Origin of the sequence: Escherichia sp. HH091_1A, from assembly GCF_030295175.1 — a bacterium.
Lineage (GTDB): Bacteria > Pseudomonadota > Gammaproteobacteria > Enterobacterales > Enterobacteriaceae > Escherichia > Escherichia coli_F.
This window is the reverse complement of the sequence record NZ_AP025747.1, coordinates 5,168,174-5,193,821: the sequence shown is the minus strand read 5'-3', so window position 1 is coordinate 5,193,821 and position 25,648 is coordinate 5,168,174. Positions and strand designations below refer to the sequence as shown.

The following is a 25,648-nucleotide window of genomic DNA, read 5'->3' as shown; positions in this document are numbered from 1 at the left end:
TTTTGTTTACTCACGTCGTCCCCTAAAAGCGGCTCCCGGTAAATATAAATCTTCTGTTCATGTCGTAAATCTTGAGGATAACCAAATGGTAGAAAGAAACGCTGTTTTCCCTGCTGGCCGACATTCACTGTATGCTGAACATCGTTATTCTGCGGCTATCCGTTCCGGCGATTTGCTGTTTGTTTCCGGGCAAGTAGGAAGTCGAGAAGACGGAACACCTGAACCCGATTTTCAGCAACAAGTCAGACTGGCATTTGATAATTTGCATGCGACCCTGGCAGCTGCGGGATGCACTTTTGACGATATCATTGATGTGACGAGCTTTCATACCGATCCGGAAAAACAATTTGAAGACATCATGACAGTCAAAAATGAAATATTTAGCGCCCCACCTTACCCAAATTGGACGGCGGTGGGTGTTACCTGGCTGGCAGGCTTTGATTTTGAAATTAAAGTGATAGCGCGCATCCCTGCGCAGTAAGCAATAGTGTTAGCCGTTCGTTTTCACACTCCGCCCTATAAGTCGGATGAATGGAATAAAATGCATATCTGATTGCGTGAAAGTGAAAAAGAAAAAAGCAGGAAATGTCTGCAATTATTGATACCGAACGACAGTTCTCCTCCAGAATCACATCAAATAAAAATGCATATATTTTGACTTATAATTCAAATAAACCGTTTGCGCAGACAAAATATTGCATCAAATGCTTGCACCGCTTCTGACGATGAGTATAATGCCGGACAATTTGCCGGGAGGATGTATGGTTCAGTGTGTTCGACATTTTGTCTTACCACGTCTGAAAAAAGACGCTGGCCTGCCGTTTTTCTTCCCGTTGATCACCCATTCCCAGCCCCTCAATCGAGGGGCTTTTTTTTGCCCAGGCGTCAGGAGATAAAAGATGGCTAATCCGCTATATCAGAAACATATCATTTCCATAAACGACCTTAGTCGCGATGACCTTAATCTGGTGCTGGCGACAGCGGCGAAACTGAAAGCAAACCCGCAACCAGAGCTGTTGAAGCACAAAGTCATTGCCAGCTGTTTCTTCGAAGCCTCTACCCGTACCCGCCTCTCTTTCGAAACTTCCATGCACCGCCTGGGTGCCAGCGTGGTGGGCTTCTCCGACAGCGCCAATACATCACTGGGTAAAAAGGGCGAAACGCTGGCCGATACCATTTCGGTTATCAGCACTTACGTCGATGCGATAGTGATGCGTCATCCGCAGGAAGGTGCAGCGCGTCTGGCCACCGAGTTTTCCGGCAATGTACCGGTACTGAATGCCGGTGATGGCTCCAACCAACATCCGACGCAAACTTTACTGGATCTGTTCACCATTCAGGAAACCCAGGGGCGTCTGGACAATCTCCACGTCGCAATGGTTGGTGACCTGAAATATGGCCGCACCGTTCACTCCCTGACCCAGGCGTTAGCGAAGTTCGACGGCAACCGTTTTTACTTCATCGCGCCGGACGCGCTGGCAATGCCGCAATACATCCTGGATATGCTCGATGAAAAAGGGATCGCCTGGAGTCTGCACAGCTCCATTGAAGAAGTGATGGCGGAAGTGGACATTCTGTATATGACTCGCGTGCAAAAAGAGCGTCTGGACCCGTCCGAGTACGCCAACGTGAAAGCGCAGTTTGTTCTTCGCGCCAGCGATCTCCACAACGCCAAAGCCAATATGAAAGTGCTGCATCCGCTGCCTCGCGTTGATGAGATTGCCACCGATGTTGATAAAACGCCTCACGCCTGGTACTTCCAGCAAGCAGGCAACGGGATTTTCGCTCGCCAGGCGTTACTGGCACTGGTTCTGAATCGCGATCTGGTACTGTAAGGGGAAATAGAGATGACACACGATAATAAATTGCAGGTTGAAGCTATTAAACGCGGCACGGTAATTGACCATATCCCCGCCCAGATCGGTTTTAAGCTGTTGAGTCTGTTCAAGCTTACCGAGACAGATCAGCGTATTACCATCGGCCTGAATCTGCCTTCTGGTGAGATGGGGCGTAAAGATCTGATCAAAATCGAAAATACCTTTTTGAGTGAAGATCAGGTAGACCAACTGGCATTGTATGCGCCGCAAGCCACGGTTAACCGTATCGACAACTATGAAGTGGTGGGCAAATCGCGCCCCAGCCTGCCGGAGCACATCGACAATGTGCTGGTCTGCCCGAACAGCAACTGTATCAGCCATGCCGAACCGGTTTCTTCCAGCTTTGCAGTACGAAAACGCGCCAATGACATCGCGCTCAAATGCAAATACTGTGAAAAAGAGTTTTCCCATAATGTGGTGCTGGCCAATTAATTGCGGTTGGTAATAAAAGTCTGGCTCCCTATAATGAGCCAGACTTTTTACCGCTGTAATAAAGGAGAAATCATGAGCAAAACTATCGCGACGGAAAATGCACCGGCAGCTATCGGTCCTTACGTACAGGGCGTTGATCTGGGCAATATGATCATTACCTCCGGTCAGATCCCAGTAAACCCGAAAACCGGCGAAGTACCGGCAGACGTCGCTGCACAGGCACGTCAGTCGCTGGATAACGTAAAAGCGATCGTCGAAGCCGCTGGCCTGAAAGTGGGCGATATCGTTAAAACCACCGTGTTTGTGAAAGATCTGAACGACTTCGCAACCGTAAACGCTACATACGAAGCCTTCTTCACCGAACACAACGCCACCTTCCCGGCGCGTTCTTGCGTTGAAGTTGCCCGTCTGCCGAAAGACGTGAAGATTGAGATCGAAGCGATCGCTGTTCGTCGCTAATCTTGATGGGAATCCGGGCTATCATGCCCGGATTAAGCCTGATGCGCTACGCTTATCAGGCCTTGTATTATCCCTCCTGTGCAGAGAAAATCGGCCAGTTTTCTCTGCCTGCAGTCCGCATGCCGTATCGGGCCTTAGGTTTTCAACCTGTTGCGTAGATTTATGCAGCGGACTGCCTTTCTCCCAAAGTGATAAACCGGACAGTATCATGGACCGGTTTTCCCGGTAATCCGTATTTGCAAGGTTGGTTTCACGATGGAACATGAACTTCATTATATCGGTATCGACACCGCTAAAGAGAAACTGGATGTCGATGTGTTGCGTCCTGATGGTCGTCATCGCACCAAAAAATTCGCTAACACCACTAAAGGGCACGATGAGCTGGTGAGCTGGCTGAAGGGTCACAAGATTGACCATGCGCATATCTGCATCGAAGCGACCGGCACCTATATGGAACCTGTCGCAGAGTGCCTTTACGATGCAGGCTACATAGTGTCAGTCATTAATCCTGCGTTGGGTAAAGCTTTCGCTCAGAGTGAAGGACTGCGTAACAAGACTGATACCGTGGATGCGCGCATGCTGGCAGAGTTCTGTCGTCAGAAGCGCCCTGCAGCCTGGGAAGCGCCTCACCCGCTTGAACGCGCGTTGCGTGCCCTGGTAGTACGCCACCAGGCGCTGACAGATATGCACACGCAGGAACTGAACCGCACTGAAACGGCGCGGGAAGTCCAGAGACCGAGCATTGATGCTCACCTTCTGTGGCTTGAAGCAGAGCTGAAGCGTCTTGAGAAGCAGATAAAAGACCTGACAGACGATGATCCGGATATGAAACACCGCAGGAAACTGCTGGAAAGTATCCCGGGTATCGGAGAGAAAACATCTGCGGTATTACTGGCTTATATCGGTCTGAAGGACCGCTTCGCCCATGCCAGACAGTTCGCCGCTTTTGCGGGTCTGACACCACGGCGTTATGAATCAGGCAGTAGTGTGAGAGGGGCAAGCCGGTTGAGTAAAGCCGGACATGTGTCGCTTCGCAGGGCGTTGTATATGCCTGCAATGGTAGCCACCAGTAAGACTGAGTGGGGACGGGCGTTCCGCGACCGTCTGGCGGCTAATGGCAAGAAAGGAAAAGTGATTCTCGGCGCGATGATGCGCAAGCTGGCACAGGTGGCGTATGGAGTGCTGAAGTCAGGCGTACCGTTCGATGCGTCACGGCATAATCCGGTAGCTGCGTAAAAATCGCGGAAGGGATGAAAAAAACAGCGCCTGACGGCGCTGTGTCTGGCATGCCTGCAATCTGGGAAACCAGGGTAGAAAAAAACTTGCAGGCCATAACAGTATCTACGTAATTCCTGCAATTTATTGAATTTGCGAGTTTTAGTAGGCCGGATAAGGCGTTTTCGCCGCATCCGGCATGAACAAAGCTCACTTTGTCTGTAATCTGAATCCGGGCCACCATGCCCAGTTTATTCTTTACTGCCAGCCGTAACGACGGCTATAGAACCCTTTCACCAACTGGGTTAACGTCATATACCCTGCCAGAATCGCAACCAGCCACGGGAAATAGCTTAACGGCAGCGCCTGCAGTTGCAGATAACTGGCCAGCGGTGAAAAAGGCAATGCGATCCCGACTATCATCACAATCACGGTCATGATCATTAACGGCCACGATGCACAACTCTGAATAAACGGTACACGACGGGTACGGATCATATGCACAATCAGCGTTTGCGACAGTAAGCCCACCACAAACCAGCCCGACTGGAACAGCGTTTGCGTTTCCGGCGTGTTGGCATGGAATACCCACCACATCAGGCAAAACGTCAGAATATCGAAAATCGAGCTGATCGGTCCGAAGAAGATCATAAAGCGCCCCAAATCCGCCGGATTCCAACGCTGAGGCTTTTGAATTTGCTCGTCGTCGACGTTATCAAACGGGATCGCCACCTGTGACACATCGTACAGCAGGTTCTGGATCAGTAAGTGTAAAGGCAGCATCGGCAGGAAGGGCAAGAAAGCACTCGCCACCAGCACGCTGAACACATTACCGAAGTTAGAACTCGCCGTCATTTTTATGTATTTCAGCATGTTGGCGAAAGTCCGGCGTCCTTCAATAACCCCCTCCTCCAGCACCATCAGGCTTTTTTCCAGCAGGATGATATCAGCCGCTTCACGGGCAATATCTACCGCACCATCCACAGAAATGCCGATATCCGCAGCGCGTAAGGCGGGCGCATCATTAATACCATCGCCCATAAAGCCAACCACATGCCCTTCGCGCTTTAGTAAGGTCACGATGCGTTCTTTATGCATCGGCGTCAGGCGAGCAAACAGCGTGGTGCGCTGTGCAAGATTTGCCAGTTCGTCGTCAGATAGCGTTTCAATATCACTACCAATGACCACCTCTCCCGCGTCCAGTCCCACTTCATGGCACACTTTCGCCGCCACTAACTCACTGTCGCCAGTAAGGATTTTCACGGTAATGCCACTCGCTTTTAATGCCTTCAGAGCCGGAGCTGTTGTCTCTTTCGGCGGATCAAGGAAAGCAATATATCCTTCGAGGATCAGGTCGGATTCATCCGCCCGCTGGTAATCCCCTTCACGTGCTGGCAGGTATTTCGTCGCCACCGCAACCACGCGCAGCCCCTGACGATTCAGCGTATCAGTAACGCGCTTAATCTTACGCAGTATGATGTCATCAAGCGGCACAATCTCGCCATTGTGACGCACCTGCGAACACACATTGAGGATTTCCTGCAATGCGCCTTTGCAAACCAGTTGATGATGTTCGGTATTCTCTGCCACTACCACCGACATCCGGCGACGCTCGAAATCAAACGGAATCTCATCAATTTTTTGCCAACGACTGGCCAGCGAGCGCGCTGACTCTTCATCCGTACCTTCGAGCACCGCTGTATCAAGCAGGTTTTTAAGTCCGGTCTGATAATGACTGTTCAACCACGCGCTATGCAGCACGCGTTCGCTGGTTTTACCGGAGATATCGGTATGATTCTCCAGCACAATTTTATCCTGCGTCAGGGTGCCGGTTTTATCAGTGCACAGAATATCCATAGCGCCAAAGTTCTGAATGGCATCCAGATGTTTGACGATCACTTTCTGTTTCGACAGCTTTACGGCACCACGCGCCAGCGTCGAAGTGACAATCATCGGCAACATTTCTGGCGTTAAGCCTACCGCGACCGAAAGTGCGAACAGTGCCGCTTCCCACCAGTCACCTTTGGTGTAACCGTTGATCAGCAACACCACCGGAGCCATCACCAGCATAAAGCGAATCAGCAGCATACTGACGCGGCTAATCCCTTGCTGAAAGGCATTCGGCTCGCTTTCCTGCTCACTAACACGCCCCGCCAGTTGACCAAACCAGGTGTTGGCTCCTGTAGCAATCACCATTGCTTGTGCCGTGCCGCTCACTACGGTGGTGCCCATAAAACACAGGGTGTCGCACTCCAGCGGATTGCTGTGCTCCGGCTGGCGAGTGGTAGCAGCTTTTTCCACGGGCAGAGACTCACCGGTTAACGACGCCTGAGCGACAAACAGATCCCGCGCCTGCAAGATACGTAAATCTGCCGGGATCATATCCCCCGCCGCCAGTTTTATAATATCGCCGGGCACTAGTTGGTCTATCGGGATCTCCAGCCAGCCATTTTCACCTTTATCGTTAATTACGCGCAGTACCGTCGCGGTATTACTGACCATCGCTTTCAGGGCATCTGCCGCTTTGGTGGAACGAGCTTCCTGAATAAAGTTCAGCAACGTAGAAATAGCGACCATTAGCGCGATAACACCTGCGGCAAATAAATCTTCCGTGGCGTAAGAAATAGCACCGAGAATGGTGAGCAAAATATTAAAGGGGTTGCGATAGCAGACCCATAAATGCACCCACCACGGCGACGGTTGTTGCGCGGGTAATTTATTTTCACCATGTTGTTCGCGGGCAGATTCCACTTCCGCCTGATTTAACCCTTCCGGATGGGTATTGAACGTTTTCCATAATTCCTGTTCTGGCATCACCGCCATTTTCAGGCAATGCGCACTTAAGGACGGCGGGACCGCCGTATTCACTGTCTGCTGCGCGCCAGGCAATGGATCGCGATGAACCAGACGGGAAGGTAAATGGCGAATGAGCCGGGTAAAAATTTCTTTAAACATAAGGAGTCCCTCCGCACTGACTGAAACAGTGCAGAAATGTCTTCAGGCGTGGCGAAGCCTTACCTGAAGGTAATAAAGCTGAGCTGGGACGTTAAAACGTCATGGCCTTACGCATCCGGTAACGCCGTGAAAAGACGGGCTTACCGGAAAAGTTTTAATCTCCGTCGAGGGAGAGGCGTGGGATCAGGTTCCATATAACCTCCGGTAAGTGAAAAAAGCGCCGCAAATAATAAGGAGAATCCAATAATATTCGTGGCATTTATGGCGATATAATACCTACTGGCAACTAAACCAACGATAAACCAGACTTTACCCATTGCTGAATGCACGGGTAAAGTTAGGCTCAAATAATGAAACGCAAATACGGGACAACAGGATGCAAAATCGGCTGACCATCAAAGACATCGCTCGCTTAAGCGGCGTGGGGAAATCTACGGTTTCCCGAGTGCTGAATAACGAAAGCGGCGTGAGTCAGCGCACGCGCGAGCGCGTGGAAGCAGTGATGAATCAGCATGGATTTTCCCCTTCCCGCTCCGCACGCGCTATGCGTGGGCAAAGCGACAAAGTCGTCGCCATCATCGTGACCCGTCTGGATTCGTTGTCAGAAAATCTCGCCGTCCAAACCATGCTGCCAGCGTTCTATGAACAAGGTTACGACCCGATCATGATGGAAAGTCAGTTTTCTCCGCAATTAGTTGCCGAACATTTGGGGGTGCTGAAACGGCGTAATATCGACGGCGTAGTGCTGTTCGGTTTTACCGGCATAACCGAAGACATGTTAGCCCACTGGCAGTCATCGCTGGTTCTGCTGGCGCGTGACGCAAAAGGCTTTGCTTCGGTCTGTTATGACGACGAAGGGGCAATCAAAATCCTGATGCAACGGCTGTATGACCAGGGGCATCGTAATATCAGTTATCTCGGCGTACCGCACAGTGACGTGACGACCGGTAAGCGACGTCACGAAGCCTACCTGGCGTACTGCAAAGCGCATAAACTTCATCCCGTCGCCGCCCTGCCAGGCCTTGCGATGAAGCAAGGCTATGAGAATGTCGCAAAAGTGATTACCCCTGAAACCACCGCGTTACTGTGCGCAACCGACACGCTGGCACTTGGCGCAAGTAAATACTTGCAAGAGCAACGCATCGACACCTTGCAACTGGCGAGCGTCGGTAATACACCGTTAATGAAATTCCTCCATCCGGAGATCGTCACCGTTGACCCAGGTTACGCCGAAGCCGGACGCCAGGCGGCCAGCCAGTTAATTGCGCAGGTAACCGGGCGCAGCGAACCGCAACAAATCATCATCCCTGCCACCCTATCCTGATCGTTTCCTGAACGATAAATTGTGATCTTCGCTGCGTTTAGGGAACGTTCCCGTTTTTAAATTTTTCCGCGCAATATATTCTGCAGCCAACCAAAAATGTCATCTGCCATGGGGCTTTATGATGAGCAAAATAAACCAAACGGATATCGATCGGTTGATTGAACTGGTCGGCGGGCGCGGCAATATTGCGACGGTGAGCCACTGTATTACTCGCCTGCGCTTTGTCCTCAACCAACCGGCCAATGCCAGACCGAAAGAGATTGAGCAACTCCCCATGGTGAAAGGCTGTTTCACCAATGCCGGGCAATTTCAGGTGGTAATTGGCACCAACGTGGGTGATTACTATCAAGCGCTGATAGCGACGACCGGACAGGCGCAGGTTGATAAAGAGCAGGTGAAAAAAGCCGCCCGGCAGAATATGAAATGGCATGAGCAGTTGATCTCTCATTTCGCGGAGATCTTCTTCCCGCTGCTGCCCGCGTTGATTAGTGGTGGTTTGATCCTCGGTTTTCGCAATGTGATCGGCGATTTGCCCATGAGCAACGGTCAAACGCTGGCGCAAATGTACCCTTCCCTGCAAACGATCTACGATTTTCTATGGTTGATCGGTGAAGCGATCTTCTTCTACCTGCCGGTCGGAATTTGCTGGTCAGCGGTGAAAAAAATGGGCGGCACGCCGATCCTCGGTATCGTGCTTGGCGTGACGCTGGTTTCCCCACAGTTGATGAACGCTTATCTGCTCGGGCAGCAGCTACCGGAAGTATGGAACTTTGGCATGTTCAGCATCGCCAAAGTGGGCTATCAGGCACAGGTTATTCCGGCACTGTTAGCCGGGCTGGCGCTGGGCGTGATAGAAACTCGCCTTAAGCGTATCGTGCCGGATTACCTCTATCTGGTGGTGGTGCCGGTCTGTTCGCTGATCCTCGCGGTGTTCCTCGCCCATGCGCTGATTGGTCCGTTTGGTCGCATGATTGGCGATGGCGTTGCCTTTGCGGTGCGTCACCTGATGACCGGCAGCTTTGCCCCCATTGGTGCGGCATTGTTTGGCTTCCTTTATGCACCGCTGGTGATCACCGGCGTACACCAGACCACGCTTGCTATAGATTTGCAGATGATTCAAAGCATGGGTGGCACGCCAGTATGGCCGCTTATTGCGCTGTCGAATATCGCTCAGGGCTCCGCCGTGATAGGCATTATCATTTCCAGCCGCAAGAGCAATGAACGCGAGATCTCCGTACCTGCCGCTATCTCCGCCTGGCTTGGGGTCACTGAGCCTGCAATGTACGGCATCAACCTGAAATATCGCTTCCCGATGCTGTGCGCGATGATTGGTTCTGGTCTGGCTGGATTGCTATGTGGTCTGAACGGCGTTATGGCGAATGGCATCGGCGTAGGCGGCCTGCCGGGAATTCTCTCTATTCAACCGAGCTATTGGCAAGTGTTTGCGCTGGCAATGGCTATCGCCATCATCATCCCGATTGTACTCACCTCATTTATCTACCAGCGGAAATACCGCCTGGGTACGCTGGACATTGTTTAATTTTCTTCGGGGCGCAATTGCGCCCCCTCGCATTTGCAGGAATAACGTAATGACGAATCTTCCCCACTGGTGGCAAAACGGCGTTATCTACCAGATTTATCCCAAGAGTTTTCAGGACACCACGGGCAGCGGCACCGGCGATTTACGTGGCGTTATCCAACGCCTGGACTATCTGCATAAACTGGGCGTTGATGCCATCTGGCTAACCCCCTTTTATGTCTCTCCCCAGGTCGATAACGGATACGACGTAGCGAACTATACGGCGATAGATCCCACTTACGGTACGCTGGACGATTTTGACGAAATGGTGACGCAGGCGAAATCGCGCGGCATTCGTATCATTCTCGATATGGTGTTTAATCATACTTCTACCCAACATGCCTGGTTTCGTGAGGCGCTGAGCAAAGAAAGCCCTTACCGCCAGTTTTATATCTGGCGCGATGGTGAACCAGAAACGCCACCGAATAACTGGCGTTCAAAATTTGGCGGTAGTGCGTGGCGCTGGCATGCGGAAAGCGAACAGTACTATTTGCATCTCTTTGCACCAGAACAGGCGGATCTCAACTGGGAGAATTCGGCGGTACGCGCCGAGCTGAAAAAAGTCTGTGAGTTCTGGGCCGATCGCGGGGTCGACGGGTTACGCCTGGATGTAGTGAATTTGATCTCTAAAGATCTGCGTTTTCCTAATGACCTGGATGGCGATGGGCGTCGCTTCTACACCGACGGGCCACGAGCACACGAGTTTTTGCATGAGATGAACCGCGATGTGTTTACGCCTCGCGGTTTAATGACCGTGGGTGAAATGTCCTCCACCAGCCTTGAGCATTGCCAGCGATACGCGGCACTAACAGGCAGTGAATTGTCGATGACCTTTAATTTTCATCACCTGAAGGTCGATTATCCCGGTGGTGAAAAATGGACGCTGGCTAAACCTGACTTTGTGGCGTTGAAAGCATTGTTCCGCCACTGGCAACAAGGAATGCACAACGTGGCATGGAATGCCTTGTTCTGGTGTAACCACGATCAGCCGCGCATTGTTTCTCGTTTTGGTGATGAAGGGGACTACCGCGAACCTGCGGCAAAAATGCTGGCGATGGTGCTGCATGGCATGCAGGGAACGCCATATATCTATCAGGGCGAAGAGATTGGCATGACTAACCCACATTTCACGCGCATTACTGACTATCGCGACGTGGAGAGCCTCAATATGTTTGCCGAACTGCGCAACGATGGGCGTGACGCCGACGAGTTATTGGCAATCCTCGCCAGTAAATCCCGTGACAATAGTCGCACGCCAATGCAATGGAGCAACGGCGATAATGCCGGGTTTACAACGGGTGAACCGTGGATTGGCCTGGGCGATAACTATCAAGAAATCAACGTAGAAGCCGCGCTGGCCGATGAGTTCTCAGTGTTTTACACCTACCAAAAGTTAATCGCACTGCGTAAGCAAGAAGCCGTCCTGACATGGGGCAATTACCAGGATCTGCTGCCAGACAGCCCTGTATTGTGGTGCTATCGCCGTGAATGGAAGGGGCAAACCTTGCTGGTCATTGCCAACCTTAGCCGTGAGATCCAACCCTGGCAGCCAGGGCAAATGCGCGGAAACTGGCAGCTTGTGATGCATAACTACGAAGAAGCCTCAGCACAACCCTGTGCCATGACTTTACGGCCTTTTGAGGCCGTCTGGTGGTTACAGAAGTAAGTATCCGCTAAGCCCCGGTAATACTGGTCATTCCGGGGTTTTGCCTTTCAGTATGTTGTTTTTGTTGATTTTATAATCAAAAAATTCATTAAAAAATTTACATAACGCTGTAGCGCCCGTCATCCGTACGCTCTGCTTTTTACTTTGAGCTACATCAAAAAAAGTTCAAACATCCTTGATGCAAAGCACTATATATAGACTTTAAAATGCGTCCCGACCCAATATGTTGTATTAATCGACTATAATTGCTACTACAACTCCCCACGAAAAAGGTGCGGCGTTGTGGATAAGCGGATGGCGATTGCGGAAAGCGCCGGAAAACGAAACGAAAAAACCGGAAAACACCTTTCCCAATTTCTGTGGATAACCTGTTCTTAAAAATATGGAGCGATCATGACACCGCATGTGATGAAACGAGACGGCTGCAAAGTGCCGTTTAAATCAGAGCGCATCAAAGAAGCGATTCTGCGTGCAGCTAAAGCAGCGGAAGTCGATGATGCAGATTATTGCGCCACTGTTGCCGCGGTTGTCAGCGAGCAGATGCAGGGCCGCAGCCAGGTGGATATCAACGAGATCCAGACCGCCGTTGAAAACCAGCTTATGTCGGGTCCATACAAACAACTGGCTCGTGCTTACATCGAGTACCGTCACGATCGCGACATTGAACGTGAAAAACGCGGTCGCCTGAATCAGGAGATCCGTGGTCTGGTCGAGCAGACCAACGCCTCGTTGCTCAACGAAAACGCCAACAAAGACAGCAAGGTGATTCCAACCCAGCGCGACCTGCTGGCCGGGATTGTGGCTAAACACTATGCACGTCAGCACCTGCTGCCGCGTGACGTGGTGCAGGCGCATGAGCGTGGCGATATTCACTATCACGATCTCGATTACTCGCCGTTCTTCCCGATGTTCAACTGCATGTTGATCGACCTGAAAGGTATGCTGACCCAGGGCTTTAAGATGGGTAACGCCGAGATTGAACCACCGAAGTCGATCTCTACGGCAACCGCGGTAACAGCGCAGATTATTGCTCAGGTCGCCAGTCATATTTATGGCGGCACCACCATTAACCGTATCGATGAAGTGCTGGCACCGTTTGTCACCGCCAGCTACAACAAACACCGCAAGACCGCAGAAGAGTGGAACATCCCGGACGCCGAAGGTTACGCTAACTCTCGTACCATCAAAGAGTGCTACGATGCCTTCCAGTCGCTGGAGTACGAAGTAAACACCCTGCACACCGCCAACGGTCAAACACCGTTTGTGACCTTTGGTTTTGGTCTGGGCACCAGCTGGGAGTCTCGCCTGATTCAGGAGTCTATCCTGCGTAACCGTATCGCGGGCCTCGGTAAAAACCGCAAAACTGCGGTGTTCCCGAAACTGGTGTTTGCGATTCGCGATGGCCTGAACCATAAAAAAGGCGATCCGAACTACGATATCAAACAGCTGGCGCTGGAGTGTGCAAGCAAGCGCATGTATCCGGATATCCTGAACTACGATCAGGTAGTGAAAGTCACCGGTTCGTTTAAAACCCCGATGGGCTGCCGTAGCTTCCTCGGCGTGTGGGAAAATGAAAACGGCGAACAGATCCACGATGGTCGTAACAACCTCGGCGTGATCAGCCTGAACCTGCCGCGCATTGCGCTGGAAGCGAAAGGCGATGAAGCCACCTTCTGGAAGCTGCTGGATGAACGTCTGGTGCTGGCACGTAAGGCGCTGATGACCCGTATCGCTCGTCTCGAAGGCGTTAAAGCGCGCGTGGCCCCGATCCTCTATATGGAAGGTGCTTGTGGCGTTCGTCTGAATGCTGACGACGACGTTTCTGAAATCTTCAAAAACGGTCGTGCGTCTATTTCGCTGGGTTACATCGGCATCCACGAAACCATTAACGCGCTGTTTGGCGGCGAGCATGTGTATGATAACGAGCAGCTGCGCGCGAAAGGTATCGCCATTGTTGAACGTCTGCGTCAGGCGGTGGATCAGTGGAAAGAAGAAACGGGTTACGGTTTTAGCCTTTACAGCACGCCAAGTGAAAACCTTTGCGACCGCTTCTGCCGTCTCGATACCGCGGAGTTTGGCGTGGTGCCGGGCGTGACTGATAAAGGTTACTACACCAACAGTTTCCACCTCGATGTGGAGAAGAAGGTGAACCCGTACGACAAGATCGACTTTGAAGCGCCTTACCCGCCGCTGGCGAACGGTGGCTTCATTTGCTACGGCGAATATCCAAACATTCAGCACAACCTGAAGGCGCTGGAAGATGTCTGGGATTACAGCTATCAGCATGTACCGTATTACGGCACCAATACGCCGATTGATGAGTGTTACGAGTGTGGTTTTACCGGTGAGTTTGAGTGCACCAGTAAAGGCTTCACCTGCCCGAAATGTGGTAACCATGATGCCTCCCGTGTGTCGGTGACTCGCCGCGTGTGCGGATATTTAGGTAGCCCGGATGCGCGTCCGTTTAACGCTGGTAAGCAGGAAGAAGTTAAGCGCCGCGTTAAACATTTGGGAAATGGGCAGATCGGTTAATCTTCACTCTGCGCTAAGCAAATGCCGGATGCGGCGTAAACGCCTTATCCGGCCTACATTTGGCAACGGCTGTAGGCCTGATAAGACGCAACAGCGTCGCATCAGGCGTTGATTGCCTGATACCGCCTACACGCGGACTGATAAGCCAGGCGAAATAATGAATTATCATCAGTACTATCCTGTCGACATCGTCAACGGCCCCGGCACTCGCTGCACCCTGTTTGTCTCCGGGTGTGTTCATGAATGCCCCGGTTGCTATAACAAAAGCACCTGGCGAGTAAATTCCGGTCAGCCATTTACCAAAGCAATGGAAGACCAGATCATTAACGATCTGAACGACACCCGCATCAAACGCCAGGGTATTTCCCTCTCCGGCGGCGATCCGCTGCATCCGCAAAACGTGCCGGATATTCTGAAACTGGTACAACGCATCCGCGCCGAATGTCCGGGTAAAGACATCTGGGTGTGGACAGGCTATAAACTCGACGAACTCAACGCTGCGCAAATGCAGGTTGTTGATTTGATTAACGTGCTGGTCGACGGCAAATTTATGCAGGATCTAAAAGACCCTTCCCTGATCTGGCGCGGCAGCAGCAATCAGGTGGTGCATCATTTGCGATGATAAGTTCCCTGTTACCTGAGTGCAGGCAACAGGGAAATAAGGAATTAACGATACTTCTGGTGATAGGCGTTGCGGGTCGTTTTCAGTTGCTCTGCGGCAGCCTGCGCTTCTTTTACTTTACCTTCATTAGCCAGCTTCAGCGCGTCGTCAATCTGACCGACCAGAATGTCGAAACCGTGGCGGAAGTCTTTCATCTCCGGGCTGTCTGGCGATTTGCCTTCGAGCTTCGGCGGCGTTGCTTTTTGCGCATCCAGCGCCGCTGCGCGCATTTTGGTTAACGCGTCTTTGACTTGCGCCGCGTTATCGGCTTTTTCGACCACTTTTAAATTGTCGTTGAGGGTTTCCATATTGTCTTCAAGATCAGCGGCAAACGACGCCGAACTGAATACCAACGAGGAGACTGCAAGAATAGCTAACAGGCTTTTACGCATTGCTCACTTCCTTTTTCTTATTAAGATTTGGCGCGGCAGGTCGCGCCTTTTTTTACTGCCCGGCGATTTTCATCTCCGGCAACAGCACAGAACCACACTGTATATTGCTGCGTGTTTCAATATCGTTACCGACGGTGACAATATTGCGCCACATATCTTTTAAATTACCTGCGATGGTGATTTCGCTAACCGGATACTGAATTTCGCCATTCTCTACCCAGAAGCCCGCAGCACCACGGGAATAATCACCGGTAATGGCACTCACTCCCTGGCCCATCAGTTCCGTCACCACCAGCCCGGTGCCCATCTCTTTGAGCATTTGTTCGAAGCTTAGCCCTTGCCCGGCAATCCGCCAATTATGAATACCACCCGCATGTCCGGTGCTTTTCAGCCCCAGTTTACGTGCGGAATAGCTGGTCAGCAGCCACTGGGTCAGAATGCCATCTTTAATAATATCGCGGCGCTCGGTGCGCACACCTTCGCTATCGAATGGCGTGGAGGCCAGCCCTTTCAGCAAATGCGGATGCTCTTCAATGGTCAGCCAATCCGGTAGAATTTGTTTACCCAGCGAATCCAGCAGGAAGGTGGATTTACGGTAGACCGATCCACCCGCTATCGCCCCAACCAGATGGCCAAAAAGCCCGGTTGCCACTTCATTGGCAAAAATTACCGGTGCTTTCATGGTGGAAAGTTTACGCGGTGACAGGCGCGATAAAGTACGGCGAGCACAGTCGGCCCCGACCCACTCTGGCGTTTGCAGATCGCTCATCGCGCGACCAATGGTGTAGGCGTAATCACGCTCCATATCGCCATTTTCTTCGGCAATTACGCAGCTTGAGAGTGAATGACGCGTTGAGCAATAACCCTGCAACATGCCGTGGCTGTTGCCAAAAACTTTTACGCCGTAGTGGCTGTTAAAACTGCCGCCTTCGGTATTGGTGATGCGTTTATCCGCCTGTAATGCTGCCTGTTCTGCGCGAGCCGCCAGTTCAATAGCTTCATCCGGGGAAACTTCCGCAGGGTGAAACAAGTCGAGATCCGGCGCGTCAAAGGCCAGCAGCTCTTTGTCTGCCACGCCGGCACAGGGATCTGGCGAAGTGTAACGAGCAATATCCAGCGCTGCCTGTACGGTGCGGGCAATGGCCTGCGGGCTTAAATCGGTAGACGATGCGCTACCTTTACGGTTCTGGTGATAAACAGTGATCCCCAGCGCGCCATCGCTATTGAATTCGACATTCTCCACTTCGCCATATCGCGTGCTAACGCTAATGCCGGTGGTCTTGCTGACGGCAACTTCCGCACCGTCCGATTTGCCTGAGGCCAACTCCAGCGCAGTGGAAACTGCTTCTTCCAGAATCTTGCGCTGCGCTTCAACTTGAGAGATTACTTTCATTGCAAGTGCCATAATGTAGAGAGTTTCTCTGAAGTCTAACAGAGAACCGTTTTTCAGTGCGCATCTTAACTGGTAACATTAGCCTCTTTTTTTAAGGAGCCTGAGATGACTAAGCAGCCCGAAGACTGGCTCGACGACGTTCCCGGTGATGACATCGAAGACGAAGACGATGAAATTATCTGGGTCAGTAAAAGTGAAATTAAACGCGATGCCGAGGAGCTAAAACGCCTTGGCGCAGAAATTGTTGATCTGGGGAAAAACGCGCTGGATAAGATCCCGTTAGACGCGGATCTGCGCGCGGCTATTGAGCTCGCCCAGCGTATTAAGATGGAAGGTCGCCGCCGCCAGTTGCAGCTCATCGGTAAGATGCTGCGCCAGCGCGACGTAGAACCGATCCGTCAGGCGCTGGATAAGCTGAAAAATCGCCACAACCAGCAGGTGGTGTTGTTCCATAAACTGGAAAACCTGCGCGATCGTCTGATCGACCAGGGTGATGACGCCATCGCTGAAGTATTAAATCTGTGGCCCGATGCCGATCGTCAGCAACTGCGTACTCTGATCCGCAACGCGAAGAAAGAGAAAGAAGGAAATAAGCCGCCGAAATCCGCGCGCCAGATTTTCCAGTATCTGCGTGAGTTAGCGGAAAACGAAGGGTAATTTTCGTTGTTGATGTGAGTATGGTTTGCCGAATGCGGTGCACCTGTAGGCCTGATAAGACGCATCAAGCGTCGCATCAGGCACTATGCTCAAATGCCGGATGCGGCGTGAACGCCTTATCCGGCCTACACACACTATATCAGGCTGAGGCAGAATTACTGCGCGGCTTCCGCTTTCTTCGCTAGCCCATCCAGCAGTTTCTGATGAATTCCACCAAAACCGCCGTTGCTCATCACCAGAATATGGTCGCCAGGCTGAGCGGTTTTCACCACCATATCTGCCAGCGTATCCACATCGCCACTCCAGTGTGCAGGCTGAACGCAGGCTTCTGCCACTTCTGCGACCTGCCACGGAATATGCGCCGGTTGCAGCAGGAAGACTTCATCGGCACGACCTAATGAAGGTGCCAAATCGTCTTTGCAGATCCCCATTTTCATGGTGTTTGAGCGCGGTTCCAGCACGGCAATAATGCGCGCCGTACCGCCAACTTTGCCGCGCAGCGCAGCCAGCGTTGCCAGAATCGCCGTCGGGTGATGGGCAAAATCGTCATACACCGTCACGCCATTTGCTTCTCCGCGCAACTCCAGACGACGACGAGCGTTAATAAACGAACCCAGCGCGTTAGCAGCATCTGCCGGCGCTACGCCAACATGACGGGCCGCCGCAATCGCCATCAGGCCGTTGTGCATATTATGTTCGCCCACCAGCGACCATTTCACTTCGCCCACTTTTTCGCCATCCAGCAAGACTTCCCATTCGGAAGCGTCAGTGGTCAGCTTTTTCGCCTGCCAGTGCCCCTGCTCGCCCACCAGCTCCTGCTCGCTCCAGCAGCCCATCGCCATGGTTTGTTTCAGGTTGATGTCGTTTTCCGGCCAGATAATACGCCCCTGCCCCGGAACGATACGCACCAGATGGTGGAACTGTTTCTGGATCGCTTTCAGGTCGTCAAAGATATCGGCATGATCGAACTCAAGGTTGTTGAGGATCAGCGTACGCGGGCAGTAATGGACAAATTTAGAGCGTTTGTCGAAGAAGGCGCAGTCATACTCATCCGCTTCGATAACAAAGAAGTCGCTTTCGCCTAAACGTGCCGAAACGTCAAAGTTCCCCGGAACACCGCCGATCACAAAACCCGGTTTATAGCCACACTGTTCCAGAATCCAGGTCGCCATTCCCGCCGTGGTGGTTTTGCCGTGTGTACCGGCAACGGCCAACACCCAGCGGTCACGCAGCACAAAATCGTGCAGCCACTGCGGGCCAGACATATAAGGGATGTTTTTTTCCAGTACCGCTTCCACACACGGATTTCCACGGGTCATGGCGTTGCCAATGATCACCAGATCCGGCTGCGGGTCGAGCTGGCTGGCATCGTAACCCTGAATCAGTTCAATGCCTTGCTTCTCAAGTAAGGTGCTCATCGGCGGATACACATTGGCGTCCGAACCCGTTACTTCATGGCCTAACTGGCGCGCCAGCATCGCCAGACCGCCCATAAATGTGCCACAAATTCCTAAAATATGAATGCGCATACGTCACTATCCTTTTTTAATCTGCCGCTCATTTTACGCATATGTCGGGCAAGTGAGAAACGCATTTCAGGATAATCCGTAATTTGCTGGCGCGATTCACCTGAGCGCGACATTGAGATTATTTGTTAAGATTGTTGCGGTCGCTTTACTCCATAAACATTGCAGGGAAAGTTTTATGAAAACGTTAGGTGAATTTATTGTCGAAAAGCAGCACGAGTTTTCTCATGCTACCGGTGAGCTCACTGCTTTGCTGTCGGCAATAAAACTGGGCGCCAAGATTATCCATCGCGATATCAACAAAGCAGGACTGGTTGATATCCTGGGTGCCAGCGGTGCTGAGAACGTGCAGGGCGAGGTTCAGCAGAAACTCGACTTGTTCGCTAATGAAAAACTGAAAGCCGCACTGAAAGCACGCGATATCGTTGCGGGCATTGCCTCTGAAGAAGAAGATGAGATTGTCGTCTTTGAAGGCTGTGAACACGCAAAATACGTGGTGCTGATGGACCCACTGGATGGCTCGTCCAACATCGATGTTAACGTCTCTGTCGGTACCATTTTCTCCATTTACCGCCGCGTTACGCCTGTTGGTACGCCGGTAACGGAAGAAGACTTCCTCCAGCCTGGTAACAAACAGGTTGCGGCAGGTTACGTGGTATACGGCTCCTCTACCATGTTGGTTTACACCACCGGATGCGGTGTTCACGCCTTTACTTACGATCCTTCGCTTGGCGTTTTCTGCCTGTGCCAGGAACGGATGCGCTTCCCGGAGAAAGGCAAAACCTACTCCATCAACGAAGGGAACTACATTAAGTTTCCAAACGGGGTGAAGAAGTACATTAAATTCTGCCAGGAAGAAGATAAGTCTACCAACCGCCCGTATACCTCACGTTATATCGGTTCACTGGTCGCGGATTTCCACCGTAACCTGCTGAAAGGTGGGATTTATCTCTACCCAAGCACCGCCAGCCACCCGGACGGTAAACTGCGTTTACTGTATGAGTGCAACCCGATGGCGTTCCTCGCGGAACAAGCGGGCGGTAAAGCGAGCGATGGCAAAGAGCGTATTCTGGATATCATCCCGGAAACCCTGCACCAGCGCCGTTCGTTCTTTGTCGGCAATGACCATATGGTTGAAGATGTCGAACGCTTTATCCGTGAGTTCCCGGACGCGTAATCTCCTGCGCCTCTCCACACGGAGAGGCGTTATTATTCCTGCGCAATATTGATTCTTGTCACTGGCGAACTCTGGCGATTCTCCCACAGCACCGTTAATCCACGCTGTAAGGCAATAAAAATGAACAGCAAAATGCCGATGGCGATTTTCGTCCACCATGAGCTCAGCGTGCCATCAAAGTTTATGTAAGTCTGAATTAGCCCCTGAATCGCCACGCCAAAAAGCGTCCCTAATACCGTTCCAACGCCGCCGCTCAAAAGTGTACCGCCAATCACCACCGACGCGATAGCGTCCAGTTCCACACCTACGCCCGCCAGCGCATATCCAGCCTGGGTATAAATCGAGAAGACTATCCCCGCCAGTGTTGCCAGCCCGGTGGAGAGCATATAAATGCGTATAGTGGTGCTGCGAGTGGAAATCCCCATCAGGTTCGCCGACGTCGCGTTGCCACCAATGGCATATACCTGATTACCAAAACGGGTACGATGCGCGAGGAATATGCCGATAACTACCACCGCCAGCATCAGTAGCCCCATCGCACTTAAGCGACCGCCGCCAGGGATTTTCCATGCAAGGCTTGAGAGCGTGTCATAAACAGGATGGTTTATCGGGATCGATTCTTCCGAAACGAGATAGCTGACGCCGCGCAAAAAGAACATTCCTGCCAGGGTAATGATAAACGCCGGGATCTTCAGGGCGTCGATCAGAAGCCCCATAAATGCGCCGAAGGCACAGCCCATCACCAGCACCAGTGGAAACGCCAGCAGCGGCGAGAGGCCGAAATCGCCAATCACTTTTGCCAGAAACACGCCGGTAAAGGCGATCACCGAACCGACGGAGAGATCGATCCCACCGGAGAGGATCACAAAGGTCATGCCAACGGCGATGATCCCCAGAAAAGCGTTATCGGTCAGGATATTGCAGATCACTCTTGTGGAAGCAAAACCGGGAAACTGCGTCAGACAGTAGAGATAACCCAGCACAAAGACGCCGATGGTGATCATAAGCGGCAGGTTACGTTTTATCACGGCTACGCACTCCTTTAATCAGACTGATAAAGCGTTGCGACTGAACAATCAGCACGCAAAGCACCACCACTGCTTTCACTACCTGGTTCATCTCTGGCGGAAAGCCAGAAAGTAAAATTCCGGTGTTCATCCCCTGAATAATCAGCGCCCCTACCACTGAGAGCAGCAGGTTAAAACGCCCGCCCATCAGCGATCCACCGCCAATCACCACCGCAAGAATGGCGTCCAGCTCCAGCCATAATCCGGCGTTGTTGGCATCGGCACCGCGAATATCCGCCGCCACGATAATGCCCGCAATCGCCGCACACAGCCCGCTCAACACATAAGTGAGCATGACGATGATTCGTGTGTTGACTCCGGCATTTTTTGCCGCCCGAATGTTGATACCAACGGCTTCGATAAACATCCCCAGTGCCGTTTTGCGGGTCAACAGCCAGAAGAGGAGAAGCGTCAGTACCGCAATAATGACTGGTGTTGGCAGGAACACCAGCGATCCGCTGCCAAACCATGAGAGATCCGGCGAGTTAAACGTGACGATCTGTCCGGAGGTGATCAGTTGCGCCACGCCGCGCCCGGCGACCATCAGGATCAGGGTGGCGACAAACGGCTGAATTTTGAGGATCGCTACAAGTATGCCGTTCCACAACCCCGCCAGGATGCCGGTGCCCAGGGCGCTTAACAAAACAATCGGCAGGCTGAATCCCGCGACCGTCATCGCAGCCGTTGTGGCTCCGGCGATAGCCATCACCGCCCCTACGGAGAGATCGATACCACCGGTGGCGATAACCAGCGTCATACCGATAGCCAACAGCGCAACGGGTGCCGCACGGTTAAGAATGTCGATGGGGCTACCGAACAAACGCCCATCCTGAAGCACGACCTGCCAGAAATGCGGGGCCACCAGGCTATCGACCAGCAGCACCAGCAATAGCGCCGCCAGCTGCGGCATTCCCGTTGGCCAGCGAAAGCGCCTTTTCGGCGGCGTAGTGTCCGGGAGAGATTGAGGCATCACACAGTTCTCCTTACGCCGCAATGGCGTTCATGATCGCCGGAACGGAAAGCTCTGCCAACGGGATCTCCGCAACCTGTTTGCGATCGCGCATGATAATCACCCGGTCGGCATAGCCCACCAGTTCTTCCAGTTCGGAGGAGATCACCAGCAGCGCCAGACCATCGGCGCATAGCGTTTCGATCAGGCGGATGATCTCAGCGTGGGCGCCAACGTCAATGCCACGCGTTGGCTCGTCGAGGATCAGAAATTGCGGCCGGGTCAGTAGCCAGCGTGAGAGCAGCACTTTTTGCTGATTGCCACCGGAGAGAAACTCAATCGGCTGTTCGCTGGAAGGTGTGCGAATGCCAAGCTGGCGGATAAAGCGTTCGGCAATCTCTTGCTGTTCTTTGCGCGAAATTGGCCGTAACCAGCCGCGCTGGGCCTGGAGAGCGAGGATGATATTTTCCCGCACCGAGGCGGCGGCGATGATGCCATCGGTTTTCCTGTCTTCCGGGCAGAAGCCGATACCCAGTACCGAAGCCTGATGTGGCGATCGCAGGGTTTGCTGTTTGCCTTTGATCAACGCCGTGCCGCTGTCAGCAGGTTTGATCCCGAAGATCACTTCGGCGGTTTCGGTACGTCCTGATCCCAGCAAGCCTGCCAGGCCAACGATCTCGCCGGGGCGTACTTCGAGATCAAACGGTGCGATCGTTCCTTTTTTGCCGTAATTTTTGAACGCGGCAACGGGTTTGTCGCTCAGCAATGTTCGTCCGGCACGCTGTAGCGCGTGGGTGTCCAGCTCGCGCCCCAGCATCATTTTTACCAGTTCGATCTGCGGTAGCTCGCGGGTTTCCCGACAGCCTACGAAACTGCCGTTGCGTAAGACGGTGATCCGATCGCTGACCTGATAGACCTGATCGAGAAAGTGAGTGACAAAGATCAGGCTGACGCCGCGATCGCGCAATTGACGCATCAGGCCAAACAGTAACTCTACTTCCTGAGTGTCGAGGCTGGCGGTGGGTTCATCGAGGATCAGCACTTTGGCGGAGAGATCGATGGCCCGGCAAATGGCGACGATTTGCTGCATCGCGACTGAAAAGCGGTTGAGCGGTTCCCGCACGTCGAGGGAGAAACCGTAAGATGCCATCAGTTCGGTGGCGCGCTTTTCCATCTCTTTACGGCGTAGAAGGCCGAAACGTTTGGGTTCGCGACCTATGAATAGATTATCAGCGACCGACATATTGGGTAGCAGGTTGACTTCCTGATAGACGGTGCCGATGCCGAGTTGTTGTGCGTGGGCGGTATTTTTCGGTGAGATAGTCTGGCCTTCCAGCCAGATGGTGCCACGATCGGCGTGGTAGACACCGGTTAATGCTTTGATTAGCGTTGATTTTCCCGCCCCGTTTTCACCGAGCAGCGCCATAATTTCACCACGGCGCAGGCTGAAATCAACGTTGTCTAACGCTTTGACGCCGGGGAAAAATTTACTTAATCCTTCGGTGCGGAGGATTTCCTGGTGTTGGTTAGTATTCATAGTTTCCCCCGTAGTAAAGCGTGCGCCAGATAAGACACAACAGCGTCGCATCAGGCATCTCGCACAACCGCCGGATGCGGCGTGAATGCCTTATCCGGCGGCCCACAAGTCGGCATCAGGCATTGATGCCCCTCAATACCCCATGTTTTTCTTCTTCTCTAACTCTTCTTTTGCAGTATCAGGCAGATAAAGGGTGGACTTGGTCAGGGTCAGCTTTTCAGGCAGGGTGCCGTCTTTTTTATATTTCTCCAGCGCATCAAAAGCGGGGCCTGCCATGTTCGGCGTCAGTTCAACGCTGGCGTTCGCTTCGCCATCAATCATCGCTTTGTAGATGTCCGGCACGCCGTCGATAGAGCCTGTCAGGATATCTTTGCCCGGTTTCAGGCCCGCTTCTTTAATTGCCTGAATTGCACCAATCACCATGTCATCGTTATGGGCGTAAACCATGCAGATGTTTTTGCCGTTGTTTTCCGCTTTGATAAAGCTCTCCATCACTTCTTTGCCTTTACTACGGGTAAAGTCACCTGACTGCGAGCGGATAATTTTGATATTTGGCGCATTCTTAATGGCTTCGGCAAAGCCTTTCTTACGGTCAATGGCGACACTGGCCCCAACGGTGCCCTGCAGCTCCACCACGTTACACGGTTTGCCATTCACTTCTTTTACCAGCCAGTCACCGATCAACTTGCCTTCCAGAATGTTGTCGGCAGTGACGGTGGTCATATAGAGAGATTTGTCTTTCACATCGATGGAACGGTCAAGCAAGAAGACCGGGATTTCGGCATCTTTCGCCTCTTTTAATACCGGCTCCCAACCGGTCGCTACCACCGGAGCGATAAAGATCGCATCCACCCCTTGCGCGACGAAGGAACGTACCGCTTTAATCTGGTTTTCCTGCTTTTGCTGACCATCGGCAATTTTCAACGTAATTCCGCGCTTTTCGGCTTCACTTTTCGCCACATTGGTTTCTGCGGCGCGCCAGCCGGATTCCGATCCGACCTGCGAAAATCCTACGGTTAATGGAGCGGCCAACGCCATAGACGACATGGCTGCCGAGACTGCAGAGACTACAAGTAAGCGTTTCCACATAGGGTTGTCCTCGTCGGGGTAATTATTATTGGTGAAAAGATGTTCGCGAAAAAACTATAGACAATTCGTTATGTAACGGATTGCGTTACATCACACTTCAAAAAAGTAAATAAAACGTTAATCACAAGTTTGTAATCGCTTTCATCTCACTATGAAAAATGCGGCTACGGTTATGGATTTTCCTGCTCTGTAAACCTTCTTAAAACTGGCGAAAAAGGAAAATGAAGACGAAAACAAGCGAAGACATTCGGCGCGAGTTGGCTATAATACTCGGCACTTGTTTGCCACATATTTTTAAAGGAAACAGACATGAGCTTACTCAACGTCCCTGCGGGTAAAGATCTGCCGGAAGACATCTACGTTGTTATTGAGATCCCGGCTAACGCAGATCCGATCAAATACGAAATCGACAAAGAGAGCGGCGCACTGTTCGTTGACCGCTTCATGTCCACCGCGATGTTCTATCCGTGCAACTACGGTTACATCAACCACACCCTGTCTCTGGACGGTGACCCGGTTGACGTACTGGTCCCGACTCCGTACCCGCTGCAGCCAGGTTCTGTGATTCGCTGCCGTCCGGTTGGCGTTCTGAAAATGACCGACGAAGCTGGTGAAGATGCGAAACTGATTGCTGTTCCGCACACCAAGCTGAGCAAAGAATACGATCACATCAAAGACGTTAACGATCTGCCTGAACTGCTGAAAGCACAGATCGCTCACTTCTTCGAGCACTACAAAGACCTCGAAAAAGGCAAGTGGGTGAAAGTTGAAGGCTGGGAAAACGCAGAAGCCGCTAAAGCTGAAATCGTTGCCTCCTTCGAGCGCGCAAAGAATAAATAAGTTCTTCTAGTGCCATAACCCTGAACGCCGGGCTTCGGTTAGTAAGGGTTTTTTATGCCCGCGATAAATAAACTCTCTATTCCCCTATCATTATTCTCAGCGCTTGCAAGGCTTGAACGGTAAGAACAAGCAAACACGACCACCATTTTGCTGTTCATAGCCGCTTGCTGGAAATTAGCCGACCTCACTCATTCTCACCGTTCAAAGCATGCCCCCGTTTTACCCCTACGTAATTGTGAACGCCAGCAGAGTTTTTTATGCGTTTACGGATATGGAAAGCGGCTCGGAGAGAAAAGCTAAAGATGGGGAAGTTACAAAAAA

Annotated in this window: 23 protein-coding genes; 14 read left to right on the top strand and 9 right to left on the bottom strand. The window is 52.1% G+C overall.

What is annotated here, in order from left to right; genetic code table 11:
• Positions 1-85 precede the first annotated feature (85 nt).
• The 6 genes from QUF14_RS25645 to QUF14_RS25620 all read left to right on the top strand — a co-directional run bounded on the left by QUF14_RS25645 (position 86) and on the right by QUF14_RS25620 (position 4,004).
• A complete protein-coding gene (locus QUF14_RS25645; RefSeq protein ID WP_000230254.1) occupies positions 86-481 on the top strand; it encodes a RidA family protein in 396 nt (131 codons plus the stop codon).
• A 280-nt stretch (positions 482-761) separates the two neighbouring features.
• On the top strand, positions 762-896 hold the full coding sequence (gene pyrL, locus QUF14_RS25640; protein WP_001296693.1) for a pyr operon leader peptide: 135 nt from the start codon (positions 762-764) through the stop codon (positions 894-896).
• A gap of 3 nt (positions 897-899) precedes the next feature.
• Positions 900-1,835, top strand: a complete 936-nt coding sequence (pyrB, locus tag QUF14_RS25635; protein ID WP_000013046.1) for an aspartate carbamoyltransferase — start codon at positions 900-902, stop codon at positions 1,833-1,835.
• A gap of 12 nt (positions 1,836-1,847) precedes the next feature.
• Positions 1,848-2,309: an aspartate carbamoyltransferase regulatory subunit gene (gene pyrI / locus QUF14_RS25630; protein WP_000148577.1), complete on the top strand. Its 462-nt coding sequence runs from the start codon at positions 1,848-1,850 to the stop codon at positions 2,307-2,309.
• Between the two features lie 72 nt (positions 2,310-2,381).
• Complete coding sequence (gene ridA, locus QUF14_RS25625; RefSeq protein ID WP_000047539.1) at positions 2,382-2,768, top strand: 2-iminobutanoate/2-iminopropanoate deaminase; 387 nt, start codon at positions 2,382-2,384, stop codon at positions 2,766-2,768.
• Between the two features lie 255 nt (positions 2,769-3,023).
• A complete protein-coding gene (locus tag QUF14_RS25620) occupies positions 3,024-4,004 on the top strand; it encodes an IS110-like element IS621 family transposase (RefSeq protein ID WP_000399629.1) in 981 nt (326 codons plus the stop codon).
• A gap of 237 nt (positions 4,005-4,241) precedes the next feature.
• On the opposite strand, the gene mgtA is transcribed toward QUF14_RS25620, so the two are convergent.
• Positions 4,242-6,938: a magnesium-translocating P-type ATPase gene (gene mgtA, locus QUF14_RS25615; protein ID WP_000471876.1), complete on the bottom strand. Its 2,697-nt coding sequence runs from the start codon at positions 6,936-6,938 to the stop codon at positions 4,242-4,244.
• A gap of 140 nt (positions 6,939-7,078) precedes the next feature.
• The gene (mgtL, locus tag QUF14_RS25610) at positions 7,079-7,132 is read right to left on the bottom strand and encodes a mgtA regulatory leader peptide MgtL (RefSeq protein WP_001387276.1); all 54 of its coding nucleotides are present in this window, start codon (positions 7,130-7,132) and stop codon (positions 7,079-7,081) included.
• Between the two features lie 167 nt (positions 7,133-7,299).
• Between mgtL and treR the strand changes: the two genes are divergently transcribed.
• The 5 genes from treR to nrdG all read left to right on the top strand — a co-directional run bounded on the left by treR (position 7,300) and on the right by nrdG (position 14,661).
• Positions 7,300-8,262 carry a trehalose operon repressor TreR gene (gene treR / locus QUF14_RS25605; RefSeq protein ID WP_272942091.1) on the top strand — a complete coding sequence of 321 codons (963 nt, stop codon included), beginning with the start codon at positions 7,300-7,302 and terminating at the stop codon, positions 8,260-8,262.
• A gap of 118 nt (positions 8,263-8,380) precedes the next feature.
• Complete coding sequence (gene treB, locus QUF14_RS25600) at positions 8,381-9,802, top strand: PTS trehalose transporter subunit IIBC (RefSeq protein ID WP_002431719.1); 1,422 nt, start codon at positions 8,381-8,383, stop codon at positions 9,800-9,802.
• Positions 9,803-9,851: 49 nt separating this feature from the next.
• Positions 9,852-11,507: an alpha,alpha-phosphotrehalase gene (treC, locus tag QUF14_RS25595; protein ID WP_286333146.1), complete on the top strand. Its 1,656-nt coding sequence runs from the start codon at positions 9,852-9,854 to the stop codon at positions 11,505-11,507.
• A 393-nt stretch (positions 11,508-11,900) separates the two neighbouring features.
• The gene (gene nrdD / locus QUF14_RS25590; RefSeq protein WP_000187805.1) at positions 11,901-14,039 is read left to right on the top strand and encodes an anaerobic ribonucleoside-triphosphate reductase; all 2,139 of its coding nucleotides are present in this window, start codon (positions 11,901-11,903) and stop codon (positions 14,037-14,039) included.
• Between the two features lie 157 nt (positions 14,040-14,196).
• Positions 14,197-14,661 carry an anaerobic ribonucleoside-triphosphate reductase-activating protein gene (nrdG, locus tag QUF14_RS25585; protein WP_001106232.1) on the top strand — a complete coding sequence of 155 codons (465 nt, stop codon included), beginning with the start codon at positions 14,197-14,199 and terminating at the stop codon, positions 14,659-14,661.
• A gap of 44 nt (positions 14,662-14,705) precedes the next feature.
• Here nrdG and cybC read toward each other — a convergent pair whose 3' ends face one another.
• Entirely contained in the window at positions 14,706-15,092 is a 387-nt protein-coding gene (gene cybC, locus QUF14_RS25580) for a cytochrome b562 (protein WP_001232246.1), read from the bottom strand.
• A gap of 52 nt (positions 15,093-15,144) precedes the next feature.
• Entirely contained in the window at positions 15,145-16,497 is a 1,353-nt protein-coding gene (gene pmbA, locus QUF14_RS25575; protein ID WP_001162171.1) for a metalloprotease PmbA, read from the bottom strand.
• 93 nt (positions 16,498-16,590) lie between these two features.
• On the opposite strand from pmbA, the gene yjgA reads away from it, so the two are divergent.
• Positions 16,591-17,142, top strand: a complete 552-nt coding sequence (yjgA, locus tag QUF14_RS25570) for a ribosome biogenesis factor YjgA (protein WP_000166270.1) — start codon at positions 16,591-16,593, stop codon at positions 17,140-17,142.
• A 155-nt stretch (positions 17,143-17,297) separates the two neighbouring features.
• Here yjgA and mpl read toward each other — a convergent pair whose 3' ends face one another.
• Positions 17,298-18,671: a UDP-N-acetylmuramate:L-alanyl-gamma-D-glutamyl-meso-diaminopimelate ligase gene (gene mpl, locus QUF14_RS25565; protein WP_001219783.1), complete on the bottom strand. Its 1,374-nt coding sequence runs from the start codon at positions 18,669-18,671 to the stop codon at positions 17,298-17,300.
• 175 nt (positions 18,672-18,846) lie between these two features.
• On the opposite strand from mpl, the gene fbp reads away from it, so the two are divergent.
• Positions 18,847-19,845: a class 1 fructose-bisphosphatase gene (gene fbp, locus QUF14_RS25560; protein ID WP_000853753.1), complete on the top strand. Its 999-nt coding sequence runs from the start codon at positions 18,847-18,849 to the stop codon at positions 19,843-19,845.
• A gap of 32 nt (positions 19,846-19,877) precedes the next feature.
• Here fbp and yjfF read toward each other — a convergent pair whose 3' ends face one another.
• The 4 genes from yjfF to ytfQ form a co-directional block, all read right to left on the bottom strand.
• Positions 19,878-20,873, bottom strand: coding sequence for a galactofuranose ABC transporter, permease protein YjfF (gene yjfF / locus QUF14_RS25555; protein WP_000596019.1), 996 nt, complete (start codon positions 20,871-20,873; stop codon positions 19,878-19,880).
• Positions 20,860-21,882, bottom strand: a complete 1,023-nt coding sequence (gene ytfT / locus QUF14_RS25550; RefSeq protein WP_001316039.1) for a galactofuranose ABC transporter, ATP-binding protein YtfT — start codon at positions 21,880-21,882, stop codon at positions 20,860-20,862. Before ytfT ends, yjfF begins: the two co-directional genes overlap by 14 nt.
• Before the next feature lie 13 nt (positions 21,883-21,895).
• Positions 21,896-23,398, bottom strand: a complete 1,503-nt coding sequence (gene ytfR / locus QUF14_RS25545) for a galactofuranose ABC transporter, ATP-binding protein YtfR (protein WP_001095666.1) — start codon at positions 23,396-23,398, stop codon at positions 21,896-21,898.
• A 132-nt stretch (positions 23,399-23,530) separates the two neighbouring features.
• A complete protein-coding gene (gene ytfQ / locus QUF14_RS25540) occupies positions 23,531-24,487 on the bottom strand; it encodes a galactofuranose ABC transporter substrate-binding protein YtfQ (protein WP_000265930.1) in 957 nt (318 codons plus the stop codon).
• Positions 24,488-24,796: 309 nt separating this feature from the next.
• Here ytfQ and ppa point away from each other — a divergent pair, with 309 nt between their 5' ends.
• Positions 24,797-25,327 carry an inorganic diphosphatase gene (gene ppa, locus QUF14_RS25535; protein ID WP_000055072.1) on the top strand — a complete coding sequence of 177 codons (531 nt, stop codon included), beginning with the start codon at positions 24,797-24,799 and terminating at the stop codon, positions 25,325-25,327.
• Positions 25,328-25,648: the final 321 nt, after the last annotated feature.